Annotated in this window: 17 protein-coding genes; 13 read left to right on the top strand and 4 right to left on the bottom strand. The window is 35.8% G+C overall.

The window, feature by feature from the left end; all coding sequences use genetic code 11:
- Position 1: 1 nt before the first annotated feature.
- From B8967_RS15915 to B8967_RS15880, 8 genes are all read left to right on the top strand, one after another.
- Positions 2–1,630, top strand: coding sequence for a DUF4270 family protein (locus B8967_RS15915; protein WP_084086732.1), 1,629 nt, complete (start codon positions 2–4; stop codon positions 1,628–1,630).
- Between the two features lie 34 nt (positions 1,631–1,664).
- Positions 1,665–3,518, top strand: a complete 1,854-nt coding sequence (gene glmS / locus B8967_RS15910; RefSeq protein ID WP_084086731.1) for a glutamine--fructose-6-phosphate transaminase (isomerizing) — start codon at positions 1,665–1,667, stop codon at positions 3,516–3,518.
- A gap of 108 nt (positions 3,519–3,626) precedes the next feature.
- A complete protein-coding gene (gldK, locus tag B8967_RS15905) occupies positions 3,627–5,048 on the top strand; it encodes a T9SS ring complex lipoprotein PorK/GldK (RefSeq protein ID WP_047489237.1) in 1,422 nt (473 codons plus the stop codon).
- A 54-nt stretch (positions 5,049–5,102) separates the two neighbouring features.
- Positions 5,103–5,801, top strand: a complete 699-nt coding sequence (gene gldL, locus B8967_RS15900) for a type IX secretion system motor protein PorL/GldL (protein WP_047489234.1) — start codon at positions 5,103–5,105, stop codon at positions 5,799–5,801.
- Between the two features lie 50 nt (positions 5,802–5,851).
- Positions 5,852–7,441 (top strand): type IX secretion system motor protein PorM/GldM, encoded by a 1,590-nt coding sequence (locus B8967_RS15895; RefSeq protein WP_084086730.1) that lies wholly within the window; start codon positions 5,852–5,854, stop codon positions 7,439–7,441.
- Between the two features lie 20 nt (positions 7,442–7,461).
- A complete protein-coding gene (gene gldN, locus B8967_RS15890) occupies positions 7,462–8,400 on the top strand; it encodes a type IX secretion system ring subunit PorN/GldN (protein ID WP_047489230.1) in 939 nt (312 codons plus the stop codon).
- Positions 8,401–8,455: 55 nt separating this feature from the next.
- Positions 8,456–9,487: an NAD(P)/FAD-dependent oxidoreductase gene (locus tag B8967_RS15885; protein WP_084086729.1), complete on the top strand. Its 1,032-nt coding sequence runs from the start codon at positions 8,456–8,458 to the stop codon at positions 9,485–9,487.
- Between the two features lie 59 nt (positions 9,488–9,546).
- Positions 9,547–9,807 (top strand): SemiSWEET transporter, encoded by a 261-nt coding sequence (locus B8967_RS15880; RefSeq protein WP_084086728.1) that lies wholly within the window; start codon positions 9,547–9,549, stop codon positions 9,805–9,807.
- Positions 9,808–9,864: 57 nt separating this feature from the next.
- Here B8967_RS15880 and B8967_RS15875 read toward each other — a convergent pair whose 3' ends face one another.
- The 3 genes from B8967_RS15875 to B8967_RS15865 all read right to left on the bottom strand — a co-directional run bounded on the left by B8967_RS15875 (position 9,865) and on the right by B8967_RS15865 (position 12,179).
- Positions 9,865–10,293, bottom strand: coding sequence for an META domain-containing protein (locus B8967_RS15875; protein WP_047489226.1), 429 nt, complete (start codon positions 10,291–10,293; stop codon positions 9,865–9,867).
- A 34-nt stretch (positions 10,294–10,327) separates the two neighbouring features.
- Entirely contained in the window at positions 10,328–10,717 is a 390-nt protein-coding gene (locus tag B8967_RS15870) for a hypothetical protein (RefSeq protein ID WP_084086727.1), read from the bottom strand.
- A 472-nt stretch (positions 10,718–11,189) separates the two neighbouring features.
- Positions 11,190–12,179 carry a hypothetical protein gene (locus B8967_RS15865; protein WP_143330534.1) on the bottom strand — a complete coding sequence of 330 codons (990 nt, stop codon included), beginning with the start codon at positions 12,177–12,179 and terminating at the stop codon, positions 11,190–11,192.
- A gap of 688 nt (positions 12,180–12,867) precedes the next feature.
- Between B8967_RS15865 and B8967_RS15860 the strand changes: the two genes are divergently transcribed.
- The 4 genes from B8967_RS15860 to B8967_RS15845 all read left to right on the top strand — a co-directional run bounded on the left by B8967_RS15860 (position 12,868) and on the right by B8967_RS15845 (position 19,130).
- Positions 12,868–13,254 (top strand): hypothetical protein, encoded by a 387-nt coding sequence (locus B8967_RS15860; RefSeq protein ID WP_084086725.1) that lies wholly within the window; start codon positions 12,868–12,870, stop codon positions 13,252–13,254.
- Positions 13,255–13,405: 151 nt separating this feature from the next.
- Positions 13,406–14,488, top strand: coding sequence for an efflux RND transporter periplasmic adaptor subunit (locus B8967_RS15855; protein WP_047489532.1), 1,083 nt, complete (start codon positions 13,406–13,408; stop codon positions 14,486–14,488).
- Between the two features lie 21 nt (positions 14,489–14,509).
- Entirely contained in the window at positions 14,510–17,701 is a 3,192-nt protein-coding gene (locus B8967_RS15850) for an efflux RND transporter permease subunit (protein ID WP_084086724.1), read from the top strand.
- A complete protein-coding gene (locus tag B8967_RS15845; protein ID WP_047489214.1) occupies positions 17,673–19,130 on the top strand; it encodes a TolC family protein in 1,458 nt (485 codons plus the stop codon). Before B8967_RS15850 ends, B8967_RS15845 begins: the two co-directional genes overlap by 29 nt.
- 434 nt (positions 19,131–19,564) lie before the next feature.
- Here B8967_RS15845 and B8967_RS15840 read toward each other — a convergent pair whose 3' ends face one another.
- Positions 19,565–21,241 carry a helix-turn-helix domain-containing protein gene (locus B8967_RS15840; protein ID WP_179140072.1) on the bottom strand — a complete coding sequence of 559 codons (1,677 nt, stop codon included), beginning with the start codon at positions 21,239–21,241 and terminating at the stop codon, positions 19,565–19,567.
- Positions 21,242–21,545: 304 nt separating this feature from the next.
- On the opposite strand from B8967_RS15840, the gene B8967_RS15835 reads away from it, so the two are divergent.
- Complete coding sequence (locus B8967_RS15835) at positions 21,546–21,812, top strand: hypothetical protein (RefSeq protein ID WP_123863356.1); 267 nt, start codon at positions 21,546–21,548, stop codon at positions 21,810–21,812.
- Positions 21,813–22,081: the final 269 nt, after the last annotated feature.

The raw sequence follows: 22,081 nt of genomic DNA, 5'->3' as shown, positions 1-22,081 counted from the left end.
AATGACTCATAATCTTAAAAAGACATTCGCCGTACTTTTACTGGCGATTTTCGGAAGTACCATTCTTTATAACTGTGAACCGGATGTAGATTCCCTTGGGGAACAGCTGTTTATAAAAGATCAGGTAGATGGTAATGAAACATTATATGATCTTATTGCATATAATATTGATAATCATGATTCCATCAGAAGTGATGCTTCTAAATTGATCAGTGAACAAAATGCTGCAGGAGGATTCACAACCGTTGGTGTTCTGGGAGCTTTTACTGAAAATCAGTTTGGAGGGCAAAAAGCATCTTATATTACACAATTGAGAATGCCTACCGATAACTTCGATTTTACCGGACCTAACGCAAAAGTAGACTCTGTTGTTCTGGTGATGAAAACACCATACTATATCACAGACTCAGTAAAAGCACCTGGTGCTTATGACAGAAGTGATTTCCCGGTAGGAAATGAAACGGTACCAGTTTCTATAGATAAAAAGACATATCCGGTTTTTAAATATGGTAAAATAGGGGGGCAGTATAACTCTATGACCATAAATGTACATGAGGTTACAACTTTCCTGGATGCTAACGCTAAACCTTTCACCCGTTCAAATGTAGATGTGAGCACGGGCGGATTATTAGGTTCAGCAGTATTTGACGGTAGAGTAAGCACGATAGCCGTGACTAAAAAATCTGACAATACCGCTGTATTCAATTCGACTAATGACTTTAGAATGAAGTTGGATAAAGATTTCTTCCAAACCAGAATTGTAGATAAAAAAGGAATGCCTGAATTGCAAAATACAGCAAACTTTATCAGATATCTAAGAGGAATCAAGATTTCAGTAAGTGAAACGGATAAATATCTTTTCCAGTTTTCGCCTAATGATATGGAGATTGTGATGTACTATAAATATGATAAAACAGATAATGGTACAACGACCCGACCACAAACTACACTTAAATTTAATTTAGGAGGAGGTAATGTTCACATAGGTCAGTATGCTTACAATAGAACAGGATCTCAAGTTTCATCTGCATTAGCAGCAAGTAATGATACCACTGGTGATCCGAAGCTTTATGCTCAGGGAATGGGAGGGCCTTCTATAGGAGTGAAAATTCCGGAAGAGGCTATTAATAAGCTTAAAAGTTTATATGAAAAAGATAAAGCAGGAATTGTAAGTGCAAAAATCAGAATTTATGTAGATCCATTAACATGGTCTAATAAACATTCGAAATTTGGAGACAGTAGATTTTCACTCCTTCCGGTAAATAAAGATAAAGGAAAAGATGGCGAGTTTGTTTCGCCAGGCTTTACTTCAGATTTAATGGCAGGATTCCCTCTTTATCTGATCAATGAAAAACCAGCATATTATGACTTTGTGATAACAAAGACCATTAAAGGTATTGTTGAAGGTCCTGCAGATGGTATTAAAATTACTACGGATAATGAGTATCAGTTTAAAAATAATGTATTACTTATCAATCAGGGTGCATTTGCAAGAATTGTAAGTTCAGGAGCCTATTTTGGACCAACATTTACAACAAGAGCATTTGATATGAACAGAACGATATTGGTCGGAAGTGACAAAAGTGCGAATAGAATTCAGCTAAGAGTTACTTACGGTACAAAAAAATAAACAAAAAAATAACAACACACTAGACAAAATAAATATGTGCGGAATAGTAGGATATACAGGTTTTCAAGACGCTTACGAAATAGTAATCAACGGTCTTAGAAGATTAGAATACAGAGGATATGACAGTGCAGGAATTGTTTTAGAAAATACTGAAAAGAAATTTTCAGTAGAAAAAACAAAAGGTAAGGTTGATGATTTGGTAAATATTTCAGCAGAATTGAAAGGAACAGCCAAAATTGGGATGGGACATACACGTTGGGCAACTCACGGTGTTCCAAGTGACAGAAACTCACACCCGCATTTGTCAAATAATGGAAAAATAGCTATTGTGCATAATGGTATCATTGAGAATTATGATACTATTAAAAAAATGCTTACTGAGAAAGGGTATACTTTCCAATCAGAAACAGATACTGAAGTATTGGTGAACCTTATTCAGTATTTCATGGAACTGAATCCTGAGATTGATTTCCCAACAGCGGTAAGATATGCCTTGAATGAAGTATATGGAGCCTATGCAATTACTGTACTTCATGAAGATTATCCTGGAGTACTGGTAGTGGGAAGATTAGGTTCGCCGCTAGCAATAGGAATCGGAGAAAATGAATACTTTATTGCTTCGGATGCTTCGCCTTTTGTAGAATTTACAAAAGAAGCAATTTATCTGGAAGAAGGGCATATGGCTATTATTTCTCTTGAAAAAGGAGTAGATATTAGAACAATCAATGAAAACTCTAAGATCGAGCCGGAAATCCAAAAGCTTAAACTGAGCCTGGAGCAAATTGAAAAAGGAGGTTACGAGCATTTTATGCTTAAAGAAATCTTTGAACAGCCAAAGTCTATTCATGATACAATGAGAGGGAGACTTCTTGTAGATGAGGGAGTTATTAAAATGGCTGGAATCTGGGATCATGTTGAAAAATTCAAAAATGCCAACAGGATTATTATAATAGCTTGTGGTACGTCTTGGCATGCAGGACTTATCGGAGAATATCTTATTGAAGAATATGCAAGAATTCCTGTTGAAGTAGAATATGCTTCAGAATTCAGATATAGAAATCCTATTATCACTGATAAAGATGTAGTTATAGCAATTTCTCAGTCTGGAGAAACAGCAGATACAATGGCTGCTTTAAAGCTGGCAAAAGAAAAAGGTGCATTTATATATGGTATATGTAATGTGGTAGATTCGTCTATTGCTAGAATTACAGATGCAGGTTCTTATACCCATGCAGGTCCTGAGATTGGGGTGGCTTCTACCAAAGCATTTACTGCTCAGCTTACCATTCTTACACTGATTGCATTTAAATTAGGTAAACATAACGGAAACTTGGGGAATGCTGAATTTATGAGCTTAATTGCTGAATTAGATGCTATTCCTAAGAGAATTGAAGAAGTTTTAAATGCTACCCATGAGCAGGTTCAGGAAATTGCAAAAGATTTCGTGGAAACTACTAATTTCCTATACTTAGGAAGAGGGTACAACTATCCTGCGGCCTTAGAAGGAGCCTTGAAATTAAAAGAAATTTCTTATATCCATGCAGAAGGATACCCGGCAGCAGAAATGAAGCATGGCCCTATTGCTTTGATCGACGAAAACATGCCAATTGTTATTATAGCACCTAAAAAAGGTCATTATGATAAAATTGTAAGTAATGTTCAGGAAATTAAGGCAAGAAAAGGAAAAATTATCGCTGTAGTCAACAAAGGAGATCGTCAGGTAAGTGAGATGTCAGATTATGTGATTGAAATTCCTGAAACTTCAGAATGTTTCTCTCCAATCGTTGCATCAGTGCCCCTACAGTTGCTTGCTTATTATATTGCAGTTTATAGAGGTGCAAACGTTGATCAACCAAGAAACTTAGCAAAATCTGTTACTGTTGAATAAAAAGTTGTTGTAAATAAAATAAATTTAGATTTCTTCCGTTATTTCAAAAAAAATCTTAAAAGTTTCTTAAAAAAATTATATATTTACGGCTTAATTATAAAAATTAACATGAAAAGGATATTTCTTTTATTATTGTCTGCATCGGTAGCATCGGTATCTTGTTCAGGTGGTGGCAGCTCTTCTGTAGGGAAGCCTGGAACAAAAGGAGAATTGATACCAAGAGAAAAAACGAAATCATTTGTTGCGGAAAGACCATACGGAATGGTCGCAATTCCTGCAGGTTCATTTGTTGCTGGTCTGGCAGATCAGGATCCAACACATACACCTGAAAAAACAGCATTGAAAACCGTTACTGTTTCATCTTTCTTCATGGATGAAGCAGAAACTACCAACTCAGAATACAGGGTATTTATCAATTATGTAAGAGATTCTATTGCGAGAACTTTACTTGCTGAAGCTGCCGGAGAAGGTGGTGATGAAGGCGGACGTAAAGGAGCGAGCATAGGAGATTACGCATACCTTGCTAAAAAAGAAGAAAATTTAACACCTTATCAGGAATATATGGAAGGCCAGGGAGGCCGTGAAGATGGAACCTATGATGCAAGCAAAAGATTAGATTGGAAAATTCCATTACATTGGAGTACTTCAAAATATCCGGATGTAGAATATGCAGAGGTTTTAGAAGCATTGTACTTGCCTGCATCTTCCAGAATTGGAAACGAAAGAATTTTAGATGTAAGTAAGCTTAAATATACTTACCGTTGGGGAGATATGGACGCTGCAATTGCAGATAACGAAAGAGGAGTTAATTACCTTAAAAGCGAAAGTATCGCGATTTATCCGGATACTACAGTTTGGGTAAAAGATTTCCACTTTGCTTACAATGAGCCATTATTTGAACAATATTTCTGGCACAAGGCTTACAAAAACTACCCGGTAGTTGGAGTAACATGGGATCAGGCAAGAGCTTATTGTAGCTTCAGATCTAAATTGAAAACTGATTACAACGAAAGTTTAAAAAGAAAAAAACAAAGACCATTGCAGTTCCGTCTTCCAACAGAAATTGAATGGGAATATGCTGCAAGAGGTGGTATGCAAAATGCCACTTACCCTTGGGGAGGTCCATATTTAATGGATGATAGAGGTTGCTACTTAGCGAACTTTAAGCCTAAGAGAGGTAACTACATGGAAGACGAGAAAAAAGGGACTTATACATATACAGCTCCAGTTAAGAAATTTAAGAAAAATGGATTTGGGTTGTTTGATATGGCTGGAAACGTTTCTGAATGGACAGTATCTGCATATAACAATTCTTCATATGGATTCTCTTCTACATTAAATCCTTCTACAAAAGATAAAAAGGATACTAAAAAATCTGTAAGAGGGGGATCTTGGAAAGATATAGGATATGCATTGATGACGGGAGCAAGAGATTGGGAAAGAAAGGATTCTGCTAGAAGCTATATCGGATTCAGAACTGTTCAGGATATTCCTGAAGCAGCTGTGAAACCAAGAAGAGTTAACAGATAACAAGACAATTATTTTTCAAAACAATTTTATTTAACATAAAAAAACTAACTCAATATGTTTAAGACTAAAGATGCTTGGATGAATTTCTTTTATTCATTCGGTGCTGCAATTGTAATTCTTGGAGCTTGGCTTAAAATTACTCACATTACCTTGGGACCCATTAATGGTAATATAGCTCTTACAGTAGGGCTTATTACAGAGGCAATTATCTTTATCATTTTTGCATTCGACCCTCCAAAATCTGAAGAGTCTTATGCATGGGAAAATGTTTATCCTGAACTATTAGATAAACATGCTAACCCAAACCCTTTACATTCTAATGTTTCTTCTAGAAATAACAATGCTGCAGCTCAATTTGCTGAATTGGAAAATTCTCTTTCTAAGAAATTAGATAAAATGCTTGAGGATGCTAAATTGGATGTTCAGTTATTTGACAGATTAAGAACAGGAATTGATAAATTTTCAAATTCTGTAGATCAAATTAACCAAACTGTAGATGTATCAGCTTCTACGCATAAATATAATGATCAGTTGAATAAAGCTGCTCAGCATATGGAAAGCATGAATGCTCTTTATACTATGCAACTTGAGAATGGTAAAAAACAATCTGAGTACGCCAACAAATATGTTGCTGATATGCAGAAATCTGCAGAGCAATCTGAAAAATTCAACCAAGAGCTACAAGGTTTAACCTCTAATCTGAATAATTTAAATAGAGTTTATGGTGGTATGTTAACTGCTATGAAGTCTTAATTCCTAAACCATTTCTAAATAACTATTTAATCTAAAAAAAGAAACAGAGAATGGCACAAGGAAAACAGACCCCTCGTCAGAAGATGATCAACCTGATGTATCTGGTGTTCATCGCGATGATGGCCCTAAACATTGATGCAGAAATCATCAGATCATATTACGACTCTACCAGAGCATTAAATGAAACCAGAACTTTAACAGAAAGAAAGAACGAGAAAATCTTTGAAAAGACGCTTGAAGCTAAAGCTCAGCAAGTTCCAGATACTTATGCACAGCCTTGGGCACAGTACAAAGTATTGAAAACTAAGATTGATGCGTTGGTAAAATCTTCTCAGGATATCAAAGATCTTTTGAAAAAACAATCTGAGTTTCATGATAAAGATAAAAATGGAAAAGATGTTGATGTAAGTGAGAACTTTGCAGCACTTAACAATAACGAAGCAACTACAGAATATTTCTTTAAGGAAGGAGATGAAAATACACCTTCAAAGAATGCATTAGACTTAAAAGCTAAAATTGATGATGTAAGAAACTACATTAATGCTACTTTTGGGAACAATGCTCAGCTTAAAGATTTAGTAGAGAGAGCTAATAAATCTCTTATTGCAGAATATCCTAAAGGAAAATCTCCAAATGATAAGACCTGGTTTCAGAATAAATTCTATCACCAGCCTTTAATTGCAGCTATTTCCAATTTAGAGATTATCCAAAATGATGCCAGAAATGTTCAGTCTGATGCATTGGCGTTATTACTTCAGGAGAAAGTAGATGCAAGCATTAAATTTACAAGTTATGAAGCTATTGTTGCAGGTCCGGTGGATATCCAGGCTGGTAAGCAGGCTGAAGTAAAAGTAATGTTGGGTAACTATTCTAACAGTAATAAAATCAGTATCTCAGGTGTAAGCAAACTGGAGAATGGAAAAGGTATTATTCCTATCTCTGGCGCTGGTATCGGTGAACATAAATTAGGAGGTGTAATTACATTAACGGATGCTACAGGTAAAGCTCAAAACTACCCTTGGACGCATACTTACAACGTAATTGCAGGACCAAGAGAAGTAAAACTTGAAAAAGGATTATTACTTTCTGCTGACAAAATGAATGTAATGTATAGAGGACTTGAGAACCCTGTTTCAGGATCAATCTTAGGGGCAGACAATGCTAAACTTTCATTATCAGCTCCGGGAGCATCTGTGAAAAGTACAGGTCCTGGTAAATGGAATGTAAAACCTGGTGCTGGTACTACAGTTAAGTTGACATTGTCAGGTCTTGATCCTTATGGTAAATCAGTATCTCAGGTATTTGAATATAGAATCAAGAATGTACCGCCACCACAGGGGCAAATGAGAGGACAGAATATATTGTCTATGCCGGCAACTTCTATCCCGAACCAAACTGTACAGGCAACTATTCCTGACTTTGACTTCCCAGTATCATTCACTGTAACTCAGTTTATGGTAAGAGTACCTGGAAAAGCAGCATTGCTGATCCATGGAAATTCTTTAGGTGAAGCAGCTGGATTAGTTAGAAACTTAAGATCAGGAGATGTATTTTCAATATTTGATATTAAAGCAACAGCTCAAGGTTTAGAAGGGCAACAGATTAAAAACATTACTCCTATATTAATTAATGTTCAATAGGACTAAAATTGTAATTTATTATGAAAAAATATATTAGCACCCTTTTAGTATTAGTTTCGGGATTTGCTTTGTCCCAGACTATTCTGAACGCTTCTTCTCCAGAAGAGTTTAGAAAGATGAGAGAGGAGAATAAACAGAAAGTCGGTGATACAATTATTGATAAAACAGTAAAACCTCTTGAATATGGTTTTGTAGAAGATAAAGATATCCTTAAGAGTATGTTTGTTTGGGAAATCATTGATATGAACGATAAGATCAATCAGCCGTTCTATTATGATAATCCGGATGGATTGCTTTCTACACCTACAAGATCTTTATATAAATTGTTGCTTGATGCCGCTTTAAGTGGTAAAATTGAGCAGGTTTACAACGACGAAAATTTTGTAGATAAACTTACTCCGGAAGCCATTAAGAAAAGATTGGTTAATGTGAAAATCAGTGATGCAGCGATCGATATCCTGAACTCTGGAAGACAGTTAACTGAGCAGGAGAAAAAAGAATATACCGATATTATTGAAACGACTACTGATAAAGTAAAAGTTCTTAAAATTATGGGTATGTGGTTCATCGATAAGAGAGACGGACAGATGAAATACAGACCTCTTGGTATTGCAGCTATGGGTCCTGACCCGGCAGTACAGGGAGTAATAGGTCCTGATGGTAAGCCGCTTGCGAGCAATGACGAGCTTATCGATCTATTCTGGATCTTCTATCCTAATGCAAGAGATATCTTAGCAAACAATTATGTTTTCAACAGAAAAAACTCTTCAGCTGATTTATCTTTCGATGATATTATCAATGCGAGAAGGTTCTCTTCTGTAATCTACAAATCTTCAGCTGGTTTAGGAGATGGTACTATTAAGGACTATATCCCTAGAGATGCTGATGATCAGCTAGATGAAAGTGACAGAATCAAGACGCAGATCCTTGAAATGGAAAATGATATGTGGAATTACTAAATTTCACTTGATATTTATAGAAAACCTGAGTACTTTTACTCAGGTTTTTTTTATTATGAGAAATGTAGATTATATTATAGTGGGGGATGGATATGCAGGACTTTTCTTCGCTCACCAGCTAATTAAAAATAATAAGTCCTTTGTAATATTCTCGGAAGGAAGGAAAAGTGCTTCTCAAATCTCAGCCGGTATCATTAATCCTGTTGTTCTTAAGAAGTTTACAACCTTCTGGAAAGCTCAGGAACAGATTGATTTCCTTAAAAATACGCTGGAAGAAATAGAATCATATACAGGAGAAAATTATTTGGTAGAAAAATCTATCCATAGAATTTTTCATGATGAAAATGAACAGAAACTATGGCTGAAGAAATCAGAAAATGAAGACTTATCAGGTTTTCTTACTAAAAAATTTGAGTCTTTAAATGGGGTAAAAAACGATTTTCTCAGCGGAAAGGTGTCTCAGTCAGCCAGACTGAATGTTAATGGATTTTTTGCGGGTTTATTTAAATATTTTGAAAAAAATGACCTTTTGGTAAAAGAAAAATTTGAGTATGAGAAACTGAATCCTTCTGAATCTTCTTATCGGGATTTTACTTTTAAAAATATTGTTTTCTGTGAAGGAATGGGGGTGAAGGAAAATCCTTATTTTTCAGAAGTTGCTGTCATTCCAAATAAAGGACATCACATTAAAGTAAAACTTTCCGAAGCTGTGCCGGATATCACCATCAAAAAGAAACATTTTTTATTTCCTGTTGGAAACGGGCTGCATTTCTATGGTGGAACATATGATAGAGAACAGCTGCATCATCATATAGATGAATCTGCGGTAAAACAGTTGGTAAATGGTCTCTCAGAATTTTATTCCCATGATTTCGAAGTGGAAGAAGTTCATTTTGGTTTCCGCCCGACAGTAAAGGACAGAAGACCTATCATTGGCAGACATGAGTCATTAAAAAACTTATATGTCTTTAATGGTATGGGGGCAAGGGGAATTCTGAATGGATGTTATTTTTCAAAAAACCTTTATGATTTTATCGAGAATGATATTCCTCTTCATGAAGAAGTTTCTGCAGATAGGTTCAAATAATCAGAATTTTTCTTGATCCTGACATTCTTTAATTCTTATCAACAGAAAAAAACAGAACCATGAATGAAAATATATTAGGAATTATTGCAGGGATTTTAACCTCTATTTCAATGATTCCCCAGCTTATAAAAGTGATCAAGGAAAAGAATGTGGAAGATATCTCTCTTCTTATGCTCCTTGTTCTTATTTCTGGACTTTCTCTCTGGGTGTGGTATGGTTTTATGAAGGATGAATTGCCCATTATTGTTTCCAATTCATTTGCAGTTTTGGTCAATATAAGTCTTTTAATCTGTTATATAATATACAACAAGAAAGGATAAAAAAAGACGCTCTGCAACTGCAGAGCGTCTTTGTATTTTTATTGTGATTTCCAATACTTACTGAAGTACAAATTTAGCTAAAGGAGCCATTCTTGCTTTGTTTAAAGTCAAAGTATTCCCGTTTACAGAATAATTATCTGCAGAAAGTAAAGCCTTTGTAAATTGATTTTCAATATCAAGATCTTCACATGCCATCATAGTAGACATTCCCTGATTGAATTTAATTCTCATAATATCAGGCTTTATTTCAAAAGTACCTCCAAGACCGTTGCATCCTGCATGTCCTTCATATCTCATACCATTGGTGTCAAGCTTAAAATGAGGATTATTCTTAGGATTTTTTAATTGAATGGGTTGTCCGTTAAGCTCAACAAGTTTCCATGTTTTTCCTGTAATATCTGTAGACTTCTGTACTGCAGGAGTTTTACAGGCAACAAGAAATACAGCAAGAAAAAGAGCTGATAGGTAGTAATACAAGTTTTTCATAAAGTTTAATTTAAATGTATGTTTAACTCTTTAGCTAATATGATGCCATTTTAGCCGGGCCAGATTCTTTTTTATCCTTTTTAAGATGAAAGAGAACCATGTCTACATTTTTCTTCAAAAAAGTAATATTGCCTTTAATTTCAGAATACTGATACTCTTCATTTGAAGCGGTATATTCTGGCAATGCTTCACTTTTTTTAAGGTCATATGTTTTGCCACTCAAATGTACTGTTGCTGTATTTTTAGTACTGTTTATGGTAACTTCTATTTTTTCTCCATAGCTATCTACATAAACATTTTTAGAAATATCATCCTTGTTTTCCGGTGCAGCAGTTAGAATGTCGGCTTCCTTACCGGGGTGTTTACACGCTGTTGAGGAAAGAATTGTCAAACCCAAAAGGATTGATGGTAATAAATTTTTCATAGTGATAAGTGATTTTAAAGTGTTTCATGAATTGTGGTGTTAATACTATATGAATTTACAACTATTTTTATTAAAAATATGTTAGTTTATGTAAAATTAACACTATGTTTTAATCGGATGTGTTTCTATGTTTATTAGAAACAGATCTTTTGAAACAGAATAATAGGGATGAGGGATTTAAGTTTTAGTTTGTAAAAGCAGAGAAGTATATTCTGCTCATTCTAAATGAGATAAAGTATAAATTTTTCATTTTGTATTTGTTGTTTTAATTTTCGGCAAAAATAATTCAAAAAGAAGAGAATAACAATAGGATTTTGTAAATAATTGGAAATCATGATAAAAGTTAGTTTTTTATAATAGATTCTCCTTATCAAAACGTACGTTATCAGGCAATGACAGCCTATTCATCAATAAAAAAGAAGAACTGAATTTTTCAGTCCTTCTTTGGGTGATATGAAGCAGATGAAGTTGATTAAGGAGCTTTAACCTGATCTATAGTGAAAAATGCTTTTGTTGTGTTGCATATGCCGCCAGGACATGTTGTTGCATTTCCTGCACTGGCTGGAGTAGAGGAACCCATCATAAAGTACATTTTGTAGAAAACTTTATCATTACCATCAGTGGTAGTCCATGAATATAGTCTTTGTTCCGGAACGCCACTGGCATATACACCAGGATCTCCCCAGTATGGATTGGTGAGGGCTGTTTGTATTCTTGCTCCGGTTGTTGCATCAATTAGTGCCTGTGAAGTAGTTGCATTATCACCAGCCCATGCTGCAGATGGTAATCTCAGTTGGTTTTGCTGGTATCCTCCCGCCCCGGACCATAAATAATGCCCGTTTGAAATGATATCTACTGTTGGAATATCATTATTTCTGATCTGTAAATTAACATCAGCAAATAGACTTCCTGAAGGAATAAAGCAACGTACAGAAAATCTGCCATCAGGTGTTGTTACAACAATGGCGTAGCCGGCTCTGCCATTATCTGTGGTGGCTGTCAGGGGTCCCATTACAGCTTTAGTTTCTACAGTGGCATTAACACCGCTGTTATCTGTTGTAGAGTCTAATTTTTGCCATTGTATGCCATCCCAAAAGTAATACCCTGTTTTTAAGGGAGTTGAAGAAGTATTGTAAACCAATAGTCCCGTAGCATTAGGATTGGCACTAAGCTGCATATTGGCAGAGGTGAGGACCACTCTGGGCGGTAAAATCCCTTTGTTGGGGGAATTCACTTCCAGCATAGCGGAAGGATCGGGAGTGATGGTTCCGATTCCTGTACTACCACTGGAAGTTACAATTACGTCATTGGCCTGTTGAGTGGAGGAGGGAGCTCCTGTGGCGGGATTGTCTTTTGCTCCGTCTACATGAAATGTGTTTTGAGGATTGGAGGTGTGTATACCTACCTGTGCTTGAAGGATTGAAACAAAAACTAATCCCAGTAAAGATAAATTCTTTCTCATAAGTAAAATATTTTGGTTGTTGTGTGTAGGTTTGTTAAAATACAAGTCAAAAATTGGGAAGCTTATTTTCGCGGTATTATAAAAACTATTGGCTTTTAAAGGAAAAGCACAGCCAGGTAAATATAAATTTGGAAAAATGATTGTACCTGGTGATGTGAAGACGGAAAAGGAATTTACTAAAGAGCAGAGCACCTTATAACCCTCAGAAAAATTAGGGTGAAAATTCTCTTTTGGATAATTTAAAATATAAACTAAATTTATCATATTTAGTTGTTTATTTTTTATAAATATACAAATTATTATAAATTAATTGATAAAATAATTTACTTATTATGTGTAATTTTCTATTTTAAGTTCATGTTTTTATAAATCAAGTATAGGTGAATAAAGTGAACTATAAAAGGGATAAAAAGGCTGTAGATCTATTAAAATTGCATATGGGATTGAAAAAAGGATCTGAAGTGTAGTTTTATACATAAAGAGGAGTGAATACATAAAATGTCCAAAAAAACTATCAGAAATTTATAATTTATAAAATAAAGAATAGCTTGTCATTTTTCTTTCAGACAAGCAGGAAAGTAAAAAAAATACTATGTAATTTCTACATTCAGGTAATTTAAAGAATCGTTAAATTTTGTTAATCTACTATGATTATATCATAATCTAAATGTACATTTGCGACTTCAAAATGAGAAACTTTATAGTATATTTTTTAACAAGCCTTTTTCTGCTCTTTATAGTGGAAAGTAAGCTTAACGTTAAAACATTGCGAAATGACTATTCAGGTCATGTTTCTCATCACATTCCTAAAAGAGCTAACCGTCTGAACCAGACATACGAAAAACTATCAGTTCAGCAGAAGGCAGACAATGTAGACAATTCCACCTTAGAACTTATCGAAAATGATTTTCAGTTGTCTGATGTATTTCAGGCTATTGTTGTTTTTGCCGGTATCTTCAGTTTGGTCTATATTTTCGGATTAAAAAGTTATAAACAGTTTAAACCGCACATTCACGGTTTTGTTTTTGGTGTTTCTGCCAAAAAATTTCTTTTCATCCGTTCCATTAGAATTTAGAAATTCCTTTTTCCGTTTATTTTCTGCCTGATGTCAGGTGGAGAGTTTTCTTGCGTTGTGACCTTCCGGTAATCATCACATCGTAGCATTCCCGATTACCATTCTTATTTCTATTAAAACATTAACGATTTATATAAACTCTAGAATTATGATAAAAAGAGTTGCCCCAGGCATTGCTTTAAGCATTCTGCTACTGGCTGTTGGCTGTACCAAGAAAAAAGAGGAAAAAGAAGAAGCCTCTATTTATCCGGTAACGTCCCCGGTAGTCCAGGATACTGTAATTAATAAAGAATATGTTGCTCAGATCCAGTCAGTGAAGAACATTGAAATCCGGGCACAGGAAAAAGGTTTCCTTGAAAAGATTTTCGTAGACGAAGGACAGTATGTACAGGCCGGACAGACTTTATTCCGGATTATGCCTAAACTGTATCAGGCAGAGCTGCTAAAGGCACAGGCAGAAGTAGAACAGGCGTCTATTGAATTGAAAAATGCCAGTACACTGGCCAATAACAATATTGTGTCCAAAAACGAAAAGGCGATGGCAAAAGCTAAATTGGATGCTGCCAATGCAGAAATGAAGTTAGCACAAATCCATCTGTCATTTACAGATATCAAAGCTCCGTTTTCCGGGGTGATCAACAGAATCCCTCTAAAACTTGGAAGTTTGGTAGATGAAGGAGATCTTCTTACTTCATTATCAGATAATACTAATATTTATACTTACTTCAATGTTTCAGAACCTGAATATTTAAGCTACCAGACTCATGTGGCAGATCGTGGCAGCAATGAAGTGGCATTGATTACTGCTAATGGTGAAACCTACACTCATAAAGGAGAAATTCAGACTATCGAAGGAGAGTTTGATAATGAAACCGGAAACATTGCTTTCCGTGCAAAGTTTCCGAATCCGGAAAAACTGCTGAGAAATGGGGAAACCGGTAAAGTTCAAATGGTAATGCCGGTTCACAATGCACTGATCATTCCTCAAAAAGCAACGTACGAGATTCAGGATCAGAAATATGTATTTGTCATTGATAAAAACGGAACTGCAAAATCCCGAAATATTAAAATTGCTTATGAACTTCCGGACCTCTATGTTGTAGCTTCCGGGCTTTCAAAAGGAGATCAGATTCTTTTGGAAGGAGTTCAGAAAGTGAAAGACGACCAAAAGATAAAAACAAAATTCCAGGATCCTAAAAAGGTTCTTCAATCATTGAAATTAAAAGCAGAGTAGTCTACTCTAAAATGAAGAAGTATGTTTAAGAAATTCATTCGCAGACCTGTTCTGTCTATTGTAATCTCATTGATTATAGTATTTTTAGGGATTCTGTCCTTAGTGAAACTTCCTGTGACGCAGTTTCCATCCATTTCTCCACCTAAAGTTAATATTACGGCAGAGTATCCGGGAGCCAACAACGAGCTACTGATCAAATCCGTAGTGATTCCGTTGGAAAGAGGATTGAATGGTGTTCCCGGTATGAAATATATGACCTCGGATGCCGGAAATGATGGGGAAGCCTCTATTCAGATTGTATTTGATCTGGGTACAGACCCCAATGTTGCTGCTGTAAATGTACAAAACAGGGTATCTTCGGTAGTGAATAAATTACCTCCGCTGGTCGTACGTGAAGGGGTGAAAATTACCCGCGAAGAGCCCAATATGTTGATGTATATTAACCTCTACAGTGATGATCCCAAAGCTGACCAGAAATTCCTTTTCAACTATGCAGATATCAATGTAATGTCTGAATTGAGAAGGGTAAGTGGAGTAGGTTTTGCCGATATCCTTGGAACCCGTGAATATGCAATGCGTATCTGGCTTAAACCGGATAGGCTTACAGCATATAATATTTCGGCTGATGAAGTGATGGAATCACTGAATGAGCAGAGTTTGGAGGCTTCTCCAGGAAAAACAGGAGAAAGTTCAGGAAAACGTTCTCAGTCTTTTGAATATGTTTTAAAATATCCGGGACGTTTTAATAATGAAAAAGATTACGGAAATATTATTCTAAAGGCGAAACCTGATGGAGAATCCGTAAGATTAAAAGATGTCGCGGATATAGAGTTTGGAAGTTCCATGTATGATATTTATTCTACGTTAAATGGAAAACCTTCTGCAGCAATTACAGTAAAGCAGTCCTATGGATCCAATGCTAGTGACGTTATCAAAAATGTAAAAGCATTGATGAAGGATCTTGAAAAAAATAACTTTCCAAAAGGAATGCACTATGATATCAGCTATGATGTTTCCAGATTCCTGGATGCTTCTATGGAAAAAGTGATACATACCCTGTTCGAAGCATTTATATTGGTGGCTATTGTTGTATTTCTTTTCCTTGGAGACTGGCGTTCAACGCTTATTCCTGCACTGGCAGTTCCCGTTTCACTGGTAGGTACATTTGCTGTAATGTCTGCATTTGGAATTACCCTGAATATGATCTCACTCTTTGCCCTGGTAATGGCAATCGGGGTCGTAGTGGATGATGCGATTGTAGTGATTGAAGCTGTCCATGCCAAGATGGAAGAAAAACACCTTTCTCCTTTAAAAGCAACTGAAGAGGCGATGCATGAGATCAGTGGTGCTATTATCGCCATAACATTGGTAATGGCATCCGTATTCATCCCGATTGCATTTATGTCCGGACCTGTTGGGGTATTTTATCGCCAGTTCTCTATTACAATGGCATCGTCTATTATTTTATCCGGAATTGTAGCGCTTACGCTGACTCCTGCATTATGTGCTTTAATTCTGAAAAATAACCACGGAAAAGCTAAAAAGAAAACTCTGGTTTCCATATTCCTGGATAAATTCAATAATATTTTTACGAAAGGAGCCGGAAAATATGAGAAGATGCTTAATAAAACGGTTACGAAAAAAACAATTACGTTACCATTATTACTGGCTTTTTGTGCTTGTACTTATTTTCTCAGCAACTCCCTTCCTTCAGGATTTATTCCCGCGGAAGATCAGGGGATGATTTATGCAATTATACAGACTCCACCGGGATCTACCTTGGAAAGAACCAATCAGATTGCAAAGGAACTTTTAAGAGAATCTGAAGATATTGACGGGGTACAGTCTGTTTCTTCCCTGGCAGGATATGAAATTCTGACCGAAGGAACGGGATCTAACTCGGGAACTTGTCTGATCAACCTTAAAAGCTGGGAAGAACGTAAAGAATCTGCCTCAGAAATTATTGAAAAACTTGAAGAAAAGGCTAAGAATATTCCGGGAGCCAATATTGAATTCTTCCAGCCACCTTCAGTTCCGGGGTATGGGGCTGCAGGAGGTTTTGAACTCCGTTTGCTGGATAAAGCAGGAAGTGGGGATTATCATAAAATGGAACAGGTAAGTAATGATTTTGTAAGAGAGCTTAAAAAGCGTCCGGAACTCGGTTCGGCATTTACGTTTTATTCTGCAAGTTTCCCTCAATATATGCTTAGAATAGATAATGACCTTGCGGAACAGAAAGGGGTGACCATTGAAAAGGCAATGGACAACTTATCAACCCTTATCGGTTCCAACTATGAGACGAGTTTTATCCGTTTTGACAGACCTTATAAGGTAATTGTACAGGCAGGTCCCCAGTATCGTGCGCTGCCAACAGATCTGTTGAAATTATATGTTAAAAATGATAAAGACCAGATGGTGCCATATTCAGATTTTATGAGACTTGAAAAAGTGTATGGTTTATCTGAAATTACAAGACATAATATGTATAACTCGGCAGAGGTAAGTGGAACTCCGGCTCCCGGATACAGTAGTGGACAGGCCATCAAAGCCATTCAGGAAGTTGCGGATAAAACACTTCCAAGAGGTTTTGGTATAGACTGGGCAGGGATTTCTAAAGATGAAGTAAGCCGTGGAAATGAAGCTGTATTTATCTTTCTTGTGTGTTTAGGATTCGTTTACCTGATCCTTTCTGCACAGTATGAAAGTTTCATTCTTCCGTTACCGGTGATTCTATCTCTTCCGGTAGGTATTTTTGGAGCATTCTTATGCTTGAAGCTTTTAGGGCTGGAAAACAATATCTATGCACAGGTTGCCATGGTAATGCTTATCGGGCTTCTGGGTAAAAATGCGGTACTGATTGTAGAATTTGCGGTACAGAAGAAAGCTGAAGAAGGTATTCCTGTAGCAAAAGCAGCGATTGAAGGTGCTGCAATCCGTTTCCGTCCTATTCTGATGACCTCATTTGCATTCGTTGCCGGGTTAATTCCGTTGGTAATTGCAACCGGGCCTGGTGCAGTGGGTAACCGAACGATTGGTACTGCGGCCGCAGGAGGAATGTTGATAGGAACCATTTTCGGATTAATGATTATTCCGGGGTTATATTATATTTTCGGAACGATTGCGGATAAATCGAGATTGGCACGATATGAAGAGGAAAATCCTTTAACAGAACAAACTGAACCTTATGAACATGATGGAAAATTTGAAGACTAAAAATATAATCACAACCATTGCTTTATCGCTTGTTCTGGCAAGCTGTAAAGCTCCTATGGCGACAGTCATAAAAGATGAGGTTAAAGAGAATATACCTCAAAATTTTAACCAGGAAGAACAACAGGATGCTAATAATAACAGCGGAACAACACCGTGGAGACAATTTTTTACTGATCCTAATCTTGTAAACCTTATTGAAATCTCTCTAAAGAACAATCAGGAACTTCTGATCACGCTTCAGGAGATTGAAATTGCTAAGAGTGGTGTCTTGGCTAAAAAAGGAAAACTGAGCCCAACTGTTTCTGCGGGGATAGGTGCCGGACTGAAAAAAGCCGGACGCTATACCAGTGAAGGGGCGGGAGATGCTACAACCGAAATAGAACCGGGAAGAGAAATGCCGGATCCACTGGGGAATTTTGAAGGAGGATTAATGGCGAATTGGGAGATTGATATCTGGAAAAAGCTCAGAACCGAGAAAGAATCCGCTGTCGCTCATTATCTTTCTACAGTGGAAGGGAAAAATTTTGTGTTGTCTAATCTGATTGAAGAGGTAGCTGACAGTTATTATGAGTTGCTGGCTCTTGATAATCAGTTGGATATCATACAGCAGTACATTAAGCTTCAGCAAAAAGCTTTGGAAATTTCCAAAATCCAGAAGGAAGCTGCAGCGACAACAGAATTGGCGGTGAAGAAATTTGAAGCCGAACTGGCCAAGTCAAAAGCTGCAGAATATACGATTCGTCAGCAAATTACTGAGAAGGAAAACGGTATCAATGCGTTATTAGGAAGATATCCACAGCCGATTGTAAGGACAAAGGAAAGTTTTATGTCTACAATTCCGCAGACGGTTTATACCGGAATTCCATCACAACTGCTTTCCAACCGTCCGGATATAAAACGTGCCGAACTTGAATTGAAATCTTCAAAATTAGATGTGGAAGCGGCAAGAAAAGAGTTTTATCCTTCATTGGAAATATCTGCAACCCTGGGATTGGAGGCCTTTAAACCCTCTTATTTGGTTAAAATGCCGGAATCTATCGCCTATAATCTTGTTGGAGAGATGGCTGGACCACTGATCAACAAAAGTGCTATCAAGGCCAATTTCCAAACAGCTGATGCGAGACAGGTTCAGGCGCTGTATGAGTATGATAAAACGATTTTGAATGCGTATCTGGATGTTGCCAATATGATGTCCAGGATTAAGAATATAGACCAGTATTATCAATTAAAATCCCAGGAAACCAAAGCATTGGACCAATCCATAGATATTGCCAACCAATTGTTCCGAAATTCCAGAGCAGATTATCTTGAAGTTCTGTTGAACCAAAGAGATGCACTGGATGCAAAAATGGAACTTATTGAAGCCAAGCAAAAACAGCTGAGTACAGTAGTAGATATCTATAAAAGTTTAGGTGGAGGCTGGAAATAAAAAACATCATAATTCAGTAAACAGTTAATGTTTGGGGTCAATTCTTTTGGGAATTGGCCCTTTTTGTGTTTTGATGTGATCATTTTATAGGTATTTTAACCATGTATTATCCAGTGTACATTGAAAATTTATGGCCTAAATGATAGATTCTGGTACTTTTATCTCTACTTTCAATCATTAAAATAAATAAGATTCAAAACCTACTTTATAAAATCTTATTCTATTGTAAATCAGCAGAAAAGAAGATGCGTTTTTTTAAGTTTTTTAAGTTTTTGGGTCTTCTTTTTTAAGTTTTCAACCCTCCGGAGGCCCCTTGTTTTGATATTATATCAGGATAATAACTAATTTAGCTTCAGCGTTAGAGCAGATGGTAAAACCCATAAGGGAAATAGAGCCATTTTAAAATAAGGTACACAGTTTACATTAACAACATATTAATCATTTTTTAATTCATTATCCGTAGCGATTATATCGCTTTCCAATTCTTTATTGGAATTAAGCTTTTTCAAGAAAAATGAAGGGGAAACCCCGAATTTTTCTTGAAATTTTTTTGAAAAGCTTTGCGAATTACTGAATCCTGCCTTACTTGCAATATCCTGTATAGAGTATCTTCTACTCTTTTTACTTCCCCGCCAAAGATTCATGACATAATTAAGCCTTAAATCATTGAGATAGGTTTTGAAATTTTGCTTTTTATAATGGTTGATAATTTTAGAAAGATAGGCGGTATTGGTTCCACACTGTAATGAAAGGCTTTCCAGATTTACTTTTTTCTTTAAAAAGTCTTTATTCTTTTCAAACAGATCAAGTTCTTTAAGAACATTTTCTACAAGTTTTGGATTGATATCAATATCATCAATATCATCCAGGATATCCAGTTCTGTATCAGAATCGGAATCAATATCATAAGCGTCTATAAATTCTGCTGTCACAGGATCTTCGTCAAGAAGTTCTTCATCTAAATCTTCACTACTCTTGATACTGATAAATTCTTTGTACAGTTTCTGGTATTTATTCCTTTTCTTAATTCCTTTATAGATAATGGATATAAGGAAAATAATAAGTCCAATTCCGATGGCAATACTGATCTTATATATGATCTTGCCCTTTTTTATCTTGTTTTCTAATATTGTTTTGGTTTCGATTAGTTTTTTATTATCAAACTCTTTGTGCATGGTGGAAAACAGGAGTTTGTAATCCTTTTCGTATTTAGCATCAATTGATAATAGTTTCTTTACGTATTCCAGCTCTTTGTCCTTATCACCGGTTTTCTCATAATACTTGATCAACATTTCAAACGCAGAACGGAATTTCGGGTCTATTTTCCCCGTTTTATCGTAGGCGTCATCAATCTGCTGTAAAAAAGTATACGCCTGCTTAGTATTACCCTGTTCCCAATAGCTGAGGGCAAGGTAAAGTTTATCCGTTAAATGCTGAAATTGGTCTGTGTATAGCTTTTCTGCAGAAGTTATTTTTCTGATGGCTTCACTATAATTCTTATTGTAATATTCATCAACTCCTTCTGCTGCCAGAAAATAAGGGTAATATCCTGATTGGTTAGTGTTTTTAATAAAATCCATTCCTTCTTTTACTAAGGCACTGTTATTGTCTCTTTTCAGATACCAATTGGTTTCAATAAGAGCAAGCTGTCCATATGTAAAATATAAGTGGGATTCTTCAGTATTTATTGATTTGAGATTCTTTAAAGCAGGTTTTAAGAGATTGTAGGCCCCATCATAATCTCCCATATACAATTTAACCCTTGCCAGAAAGGTAATTGATTTGTTGATGGCCAGCTGATTATTGGTTTTTGAAAGCATGCTATATGCATTGATATAGTTATCCAGCGCTTCAGGATAATTTTCTATGCTTTCACCATTCATTCCCAACCACATATAAGCTTCTCCAATCAGCTTATCGTCTTTCAACTCTTTTGCTGTTATTAAAAGACTATCTAAGTAGTTCTTCTGATTTTTCGCCCCCATCAATGCCGCATTTTCATAGGCATCATAAAGTTTCTTAAATTCCTTATTTTCTTTAGAATTCTTTATTTGAAGTGAAATTTTTTTCCATTTTTCTTCGTCACTGAGCGAATCCTTCGCTTTTTCCATTTTTTGCCCTCTTATTAATGAAGAACAAAAAATGCTCAGTATTAAGCATAATTGAAAAAGTGGTAGAAAATATATTTTTTTCATTCTAGAAAATTACAAAAATCACAAAAAAAACTCTAACAAAAATAGTGATTAATCTTTTAAAAATACAAAAAAGTAAAACATTGATATTTAGTTACTTATAATAATTGTGTGGTTGATTTTTTTATGATTTAATATATTTTTTTTAAGAAATGACACTTGTTGATAATTAAATTTGTAGTTTCGGCTACTAGGATTACATAAATTGTATAAAAAAACTGTTATGACAAAAAGGATATTTCTACTAAGCATATTATACGCATGTGCTATTGCATTTTTAACTGTATCGTGCAGACAGGATGATGATCAAGACCTCCCTGCGCCAACAGCAAAAATGAAGCCAACAAGTAATTCTGAAGAGTTACAGAGAAGCAGTCCTATGAATGCGTCAGATTCTTTAATTATGAAAAATAGTTGGGAAAATACCGAAGAGTCTGCTTATGACGGAGGACCAAAATCTCCACCAATTCCTCCAGTAAAAGTTCAGTAAGCTTAAAAAATAACTAATAACTATACGATGAATCACTTATTTCTACCCTTTCTTTTATTTGGGGTAATTTCTTCTTGTTTTCATATACAGAGAATAGCAGAAGTAATTACTTGTACAAATCGTTTATAACAGCCTTTAACATTCTTTTGAAAGACAAGATGGTTTACCCATACCTTGTTTATCTAACGTGAAAATTGCCAATCAGCATATACTCCTTAGACTAGGGAGGAATTGCTGAACAAATTAATCACCAGATATACAACGTACAG

Origin of the sequence: Chryseobacterium sp. YR221, assembly GCF_900176315.1 — a bacterium.
Taxonomy (GTDB): domain Bacteria; phylum Bacteroidota; class Bacteroidia; order Flavobacteriales; family Weeksellaceae; genus Chryseobacterium; species Chryseobacterium rhizosphaerae.
Note: the sequence above shows the minus strand (reverse complement) of the source record. Positions and strands in the feature narration are given on the sequence as shown.

Coding starts and splice junctions, on each gene's coding strand:
- B8967_RS15845 (WP_047489214.1), top strand. CDS start 17,673: ATGAACATGATGGAAAATTTGAAGACTAAAAATATAATCACAACCATT.
- B8967_RS15850 (WP_084086724.1), top strand. CDS start 14,510: ATGTTTAAGAAATTCATTCGCAGACCTGTTCTGTCTATTGTAATCTCA.
- B8967_RS15860 (WP_084086725.1), top strand. CDS start 12,868: ATGAGAAACTTTATAGTATATTTTTTAACAAGCCTTTTTCTGCTCTTT.
- gldN (WP_047489230.1), top strand. CDS start 7,462: ATGAAAAAATATATTAGCACCCTTTTAGTATTAGTTTCGGGATTTGCT.
- B8967_RS15895 (WP_084086730.1), top strand. CDS start 5,852: ATGGCACAAGGAAAACAGACCCCTCGTCAGAAGATGATCAACCTGATG.
- glmS (WP_084086731.1), top strand. CDS start 1,665: ATGTGCGGAATAGTAGGATATACAGGTTTTCAAGACGCTTACGAAATA.
- gldK (WP_047489237.1), top strand. CDS start 3,627: ATGAAAAGGATATTTCTTTTATTATTGTCTGCATCGGTAGCATCGGTA.
- B8967_RS15865 (WP_143330534.1), bottom strand. CDS start 12,179: ATGAGAAAGAATTTATCTTTACTGGGATTAGTTTTTGTTTCAATCCTT.
- B8967_RS15875 (WP_047489226.1), bottom strand. CDS start 10,293: ATGAAAAACTTGTATTACTACCTATCAGCTCTTTTTCTTGCTGTATTT.
- B8967_RS15880 (WP_084086728.1), top strand. CDS start 9,547: ATGAATGAAAATATATTAGGAATTATTGCAGGGATTTTAACCTCTATT.
- B8967_RS15915 (WP_084086732.1), top strand. CDS start 2: ATGACTCATAATCTTAAAAAGACATTCGCCGTACTTTTACTGGCGATT.
- B8967_RS15870 (WP_084086727.1), bottom strand. CDS start 10,717: ATGAAAAATTTATTACCATCAATCCTTTTGGGTTTGACAATTCTTTCC.
- B8967_RS15840 (WP_179140072.1), bottom strand. CDS start 21,241: ATGGAAAAAGCGAAGGATTCGCTCAGTGACGAAGAAAAATGGAAAAAA.
- B8967_RS15835 (WP_123863356.1), top strand. CDS start 21,546: ATGACAAAAAGGATATTTCTACTAAGCATATTATACGCATGTGCTATT.
- gldL (WP_047489234.1), top strand. CDS start 5,103: ATGTTTAAGACTAAAGATGCTTGGATGAATTTCTTTTATTCATTCGGT.
- B8967_RS15885 (WP_084086729.1), top strand. CDS start 8,456: ATGAGAAATGTAGATTATATTATAGTGGGGGATGGATATGCAGGACTT.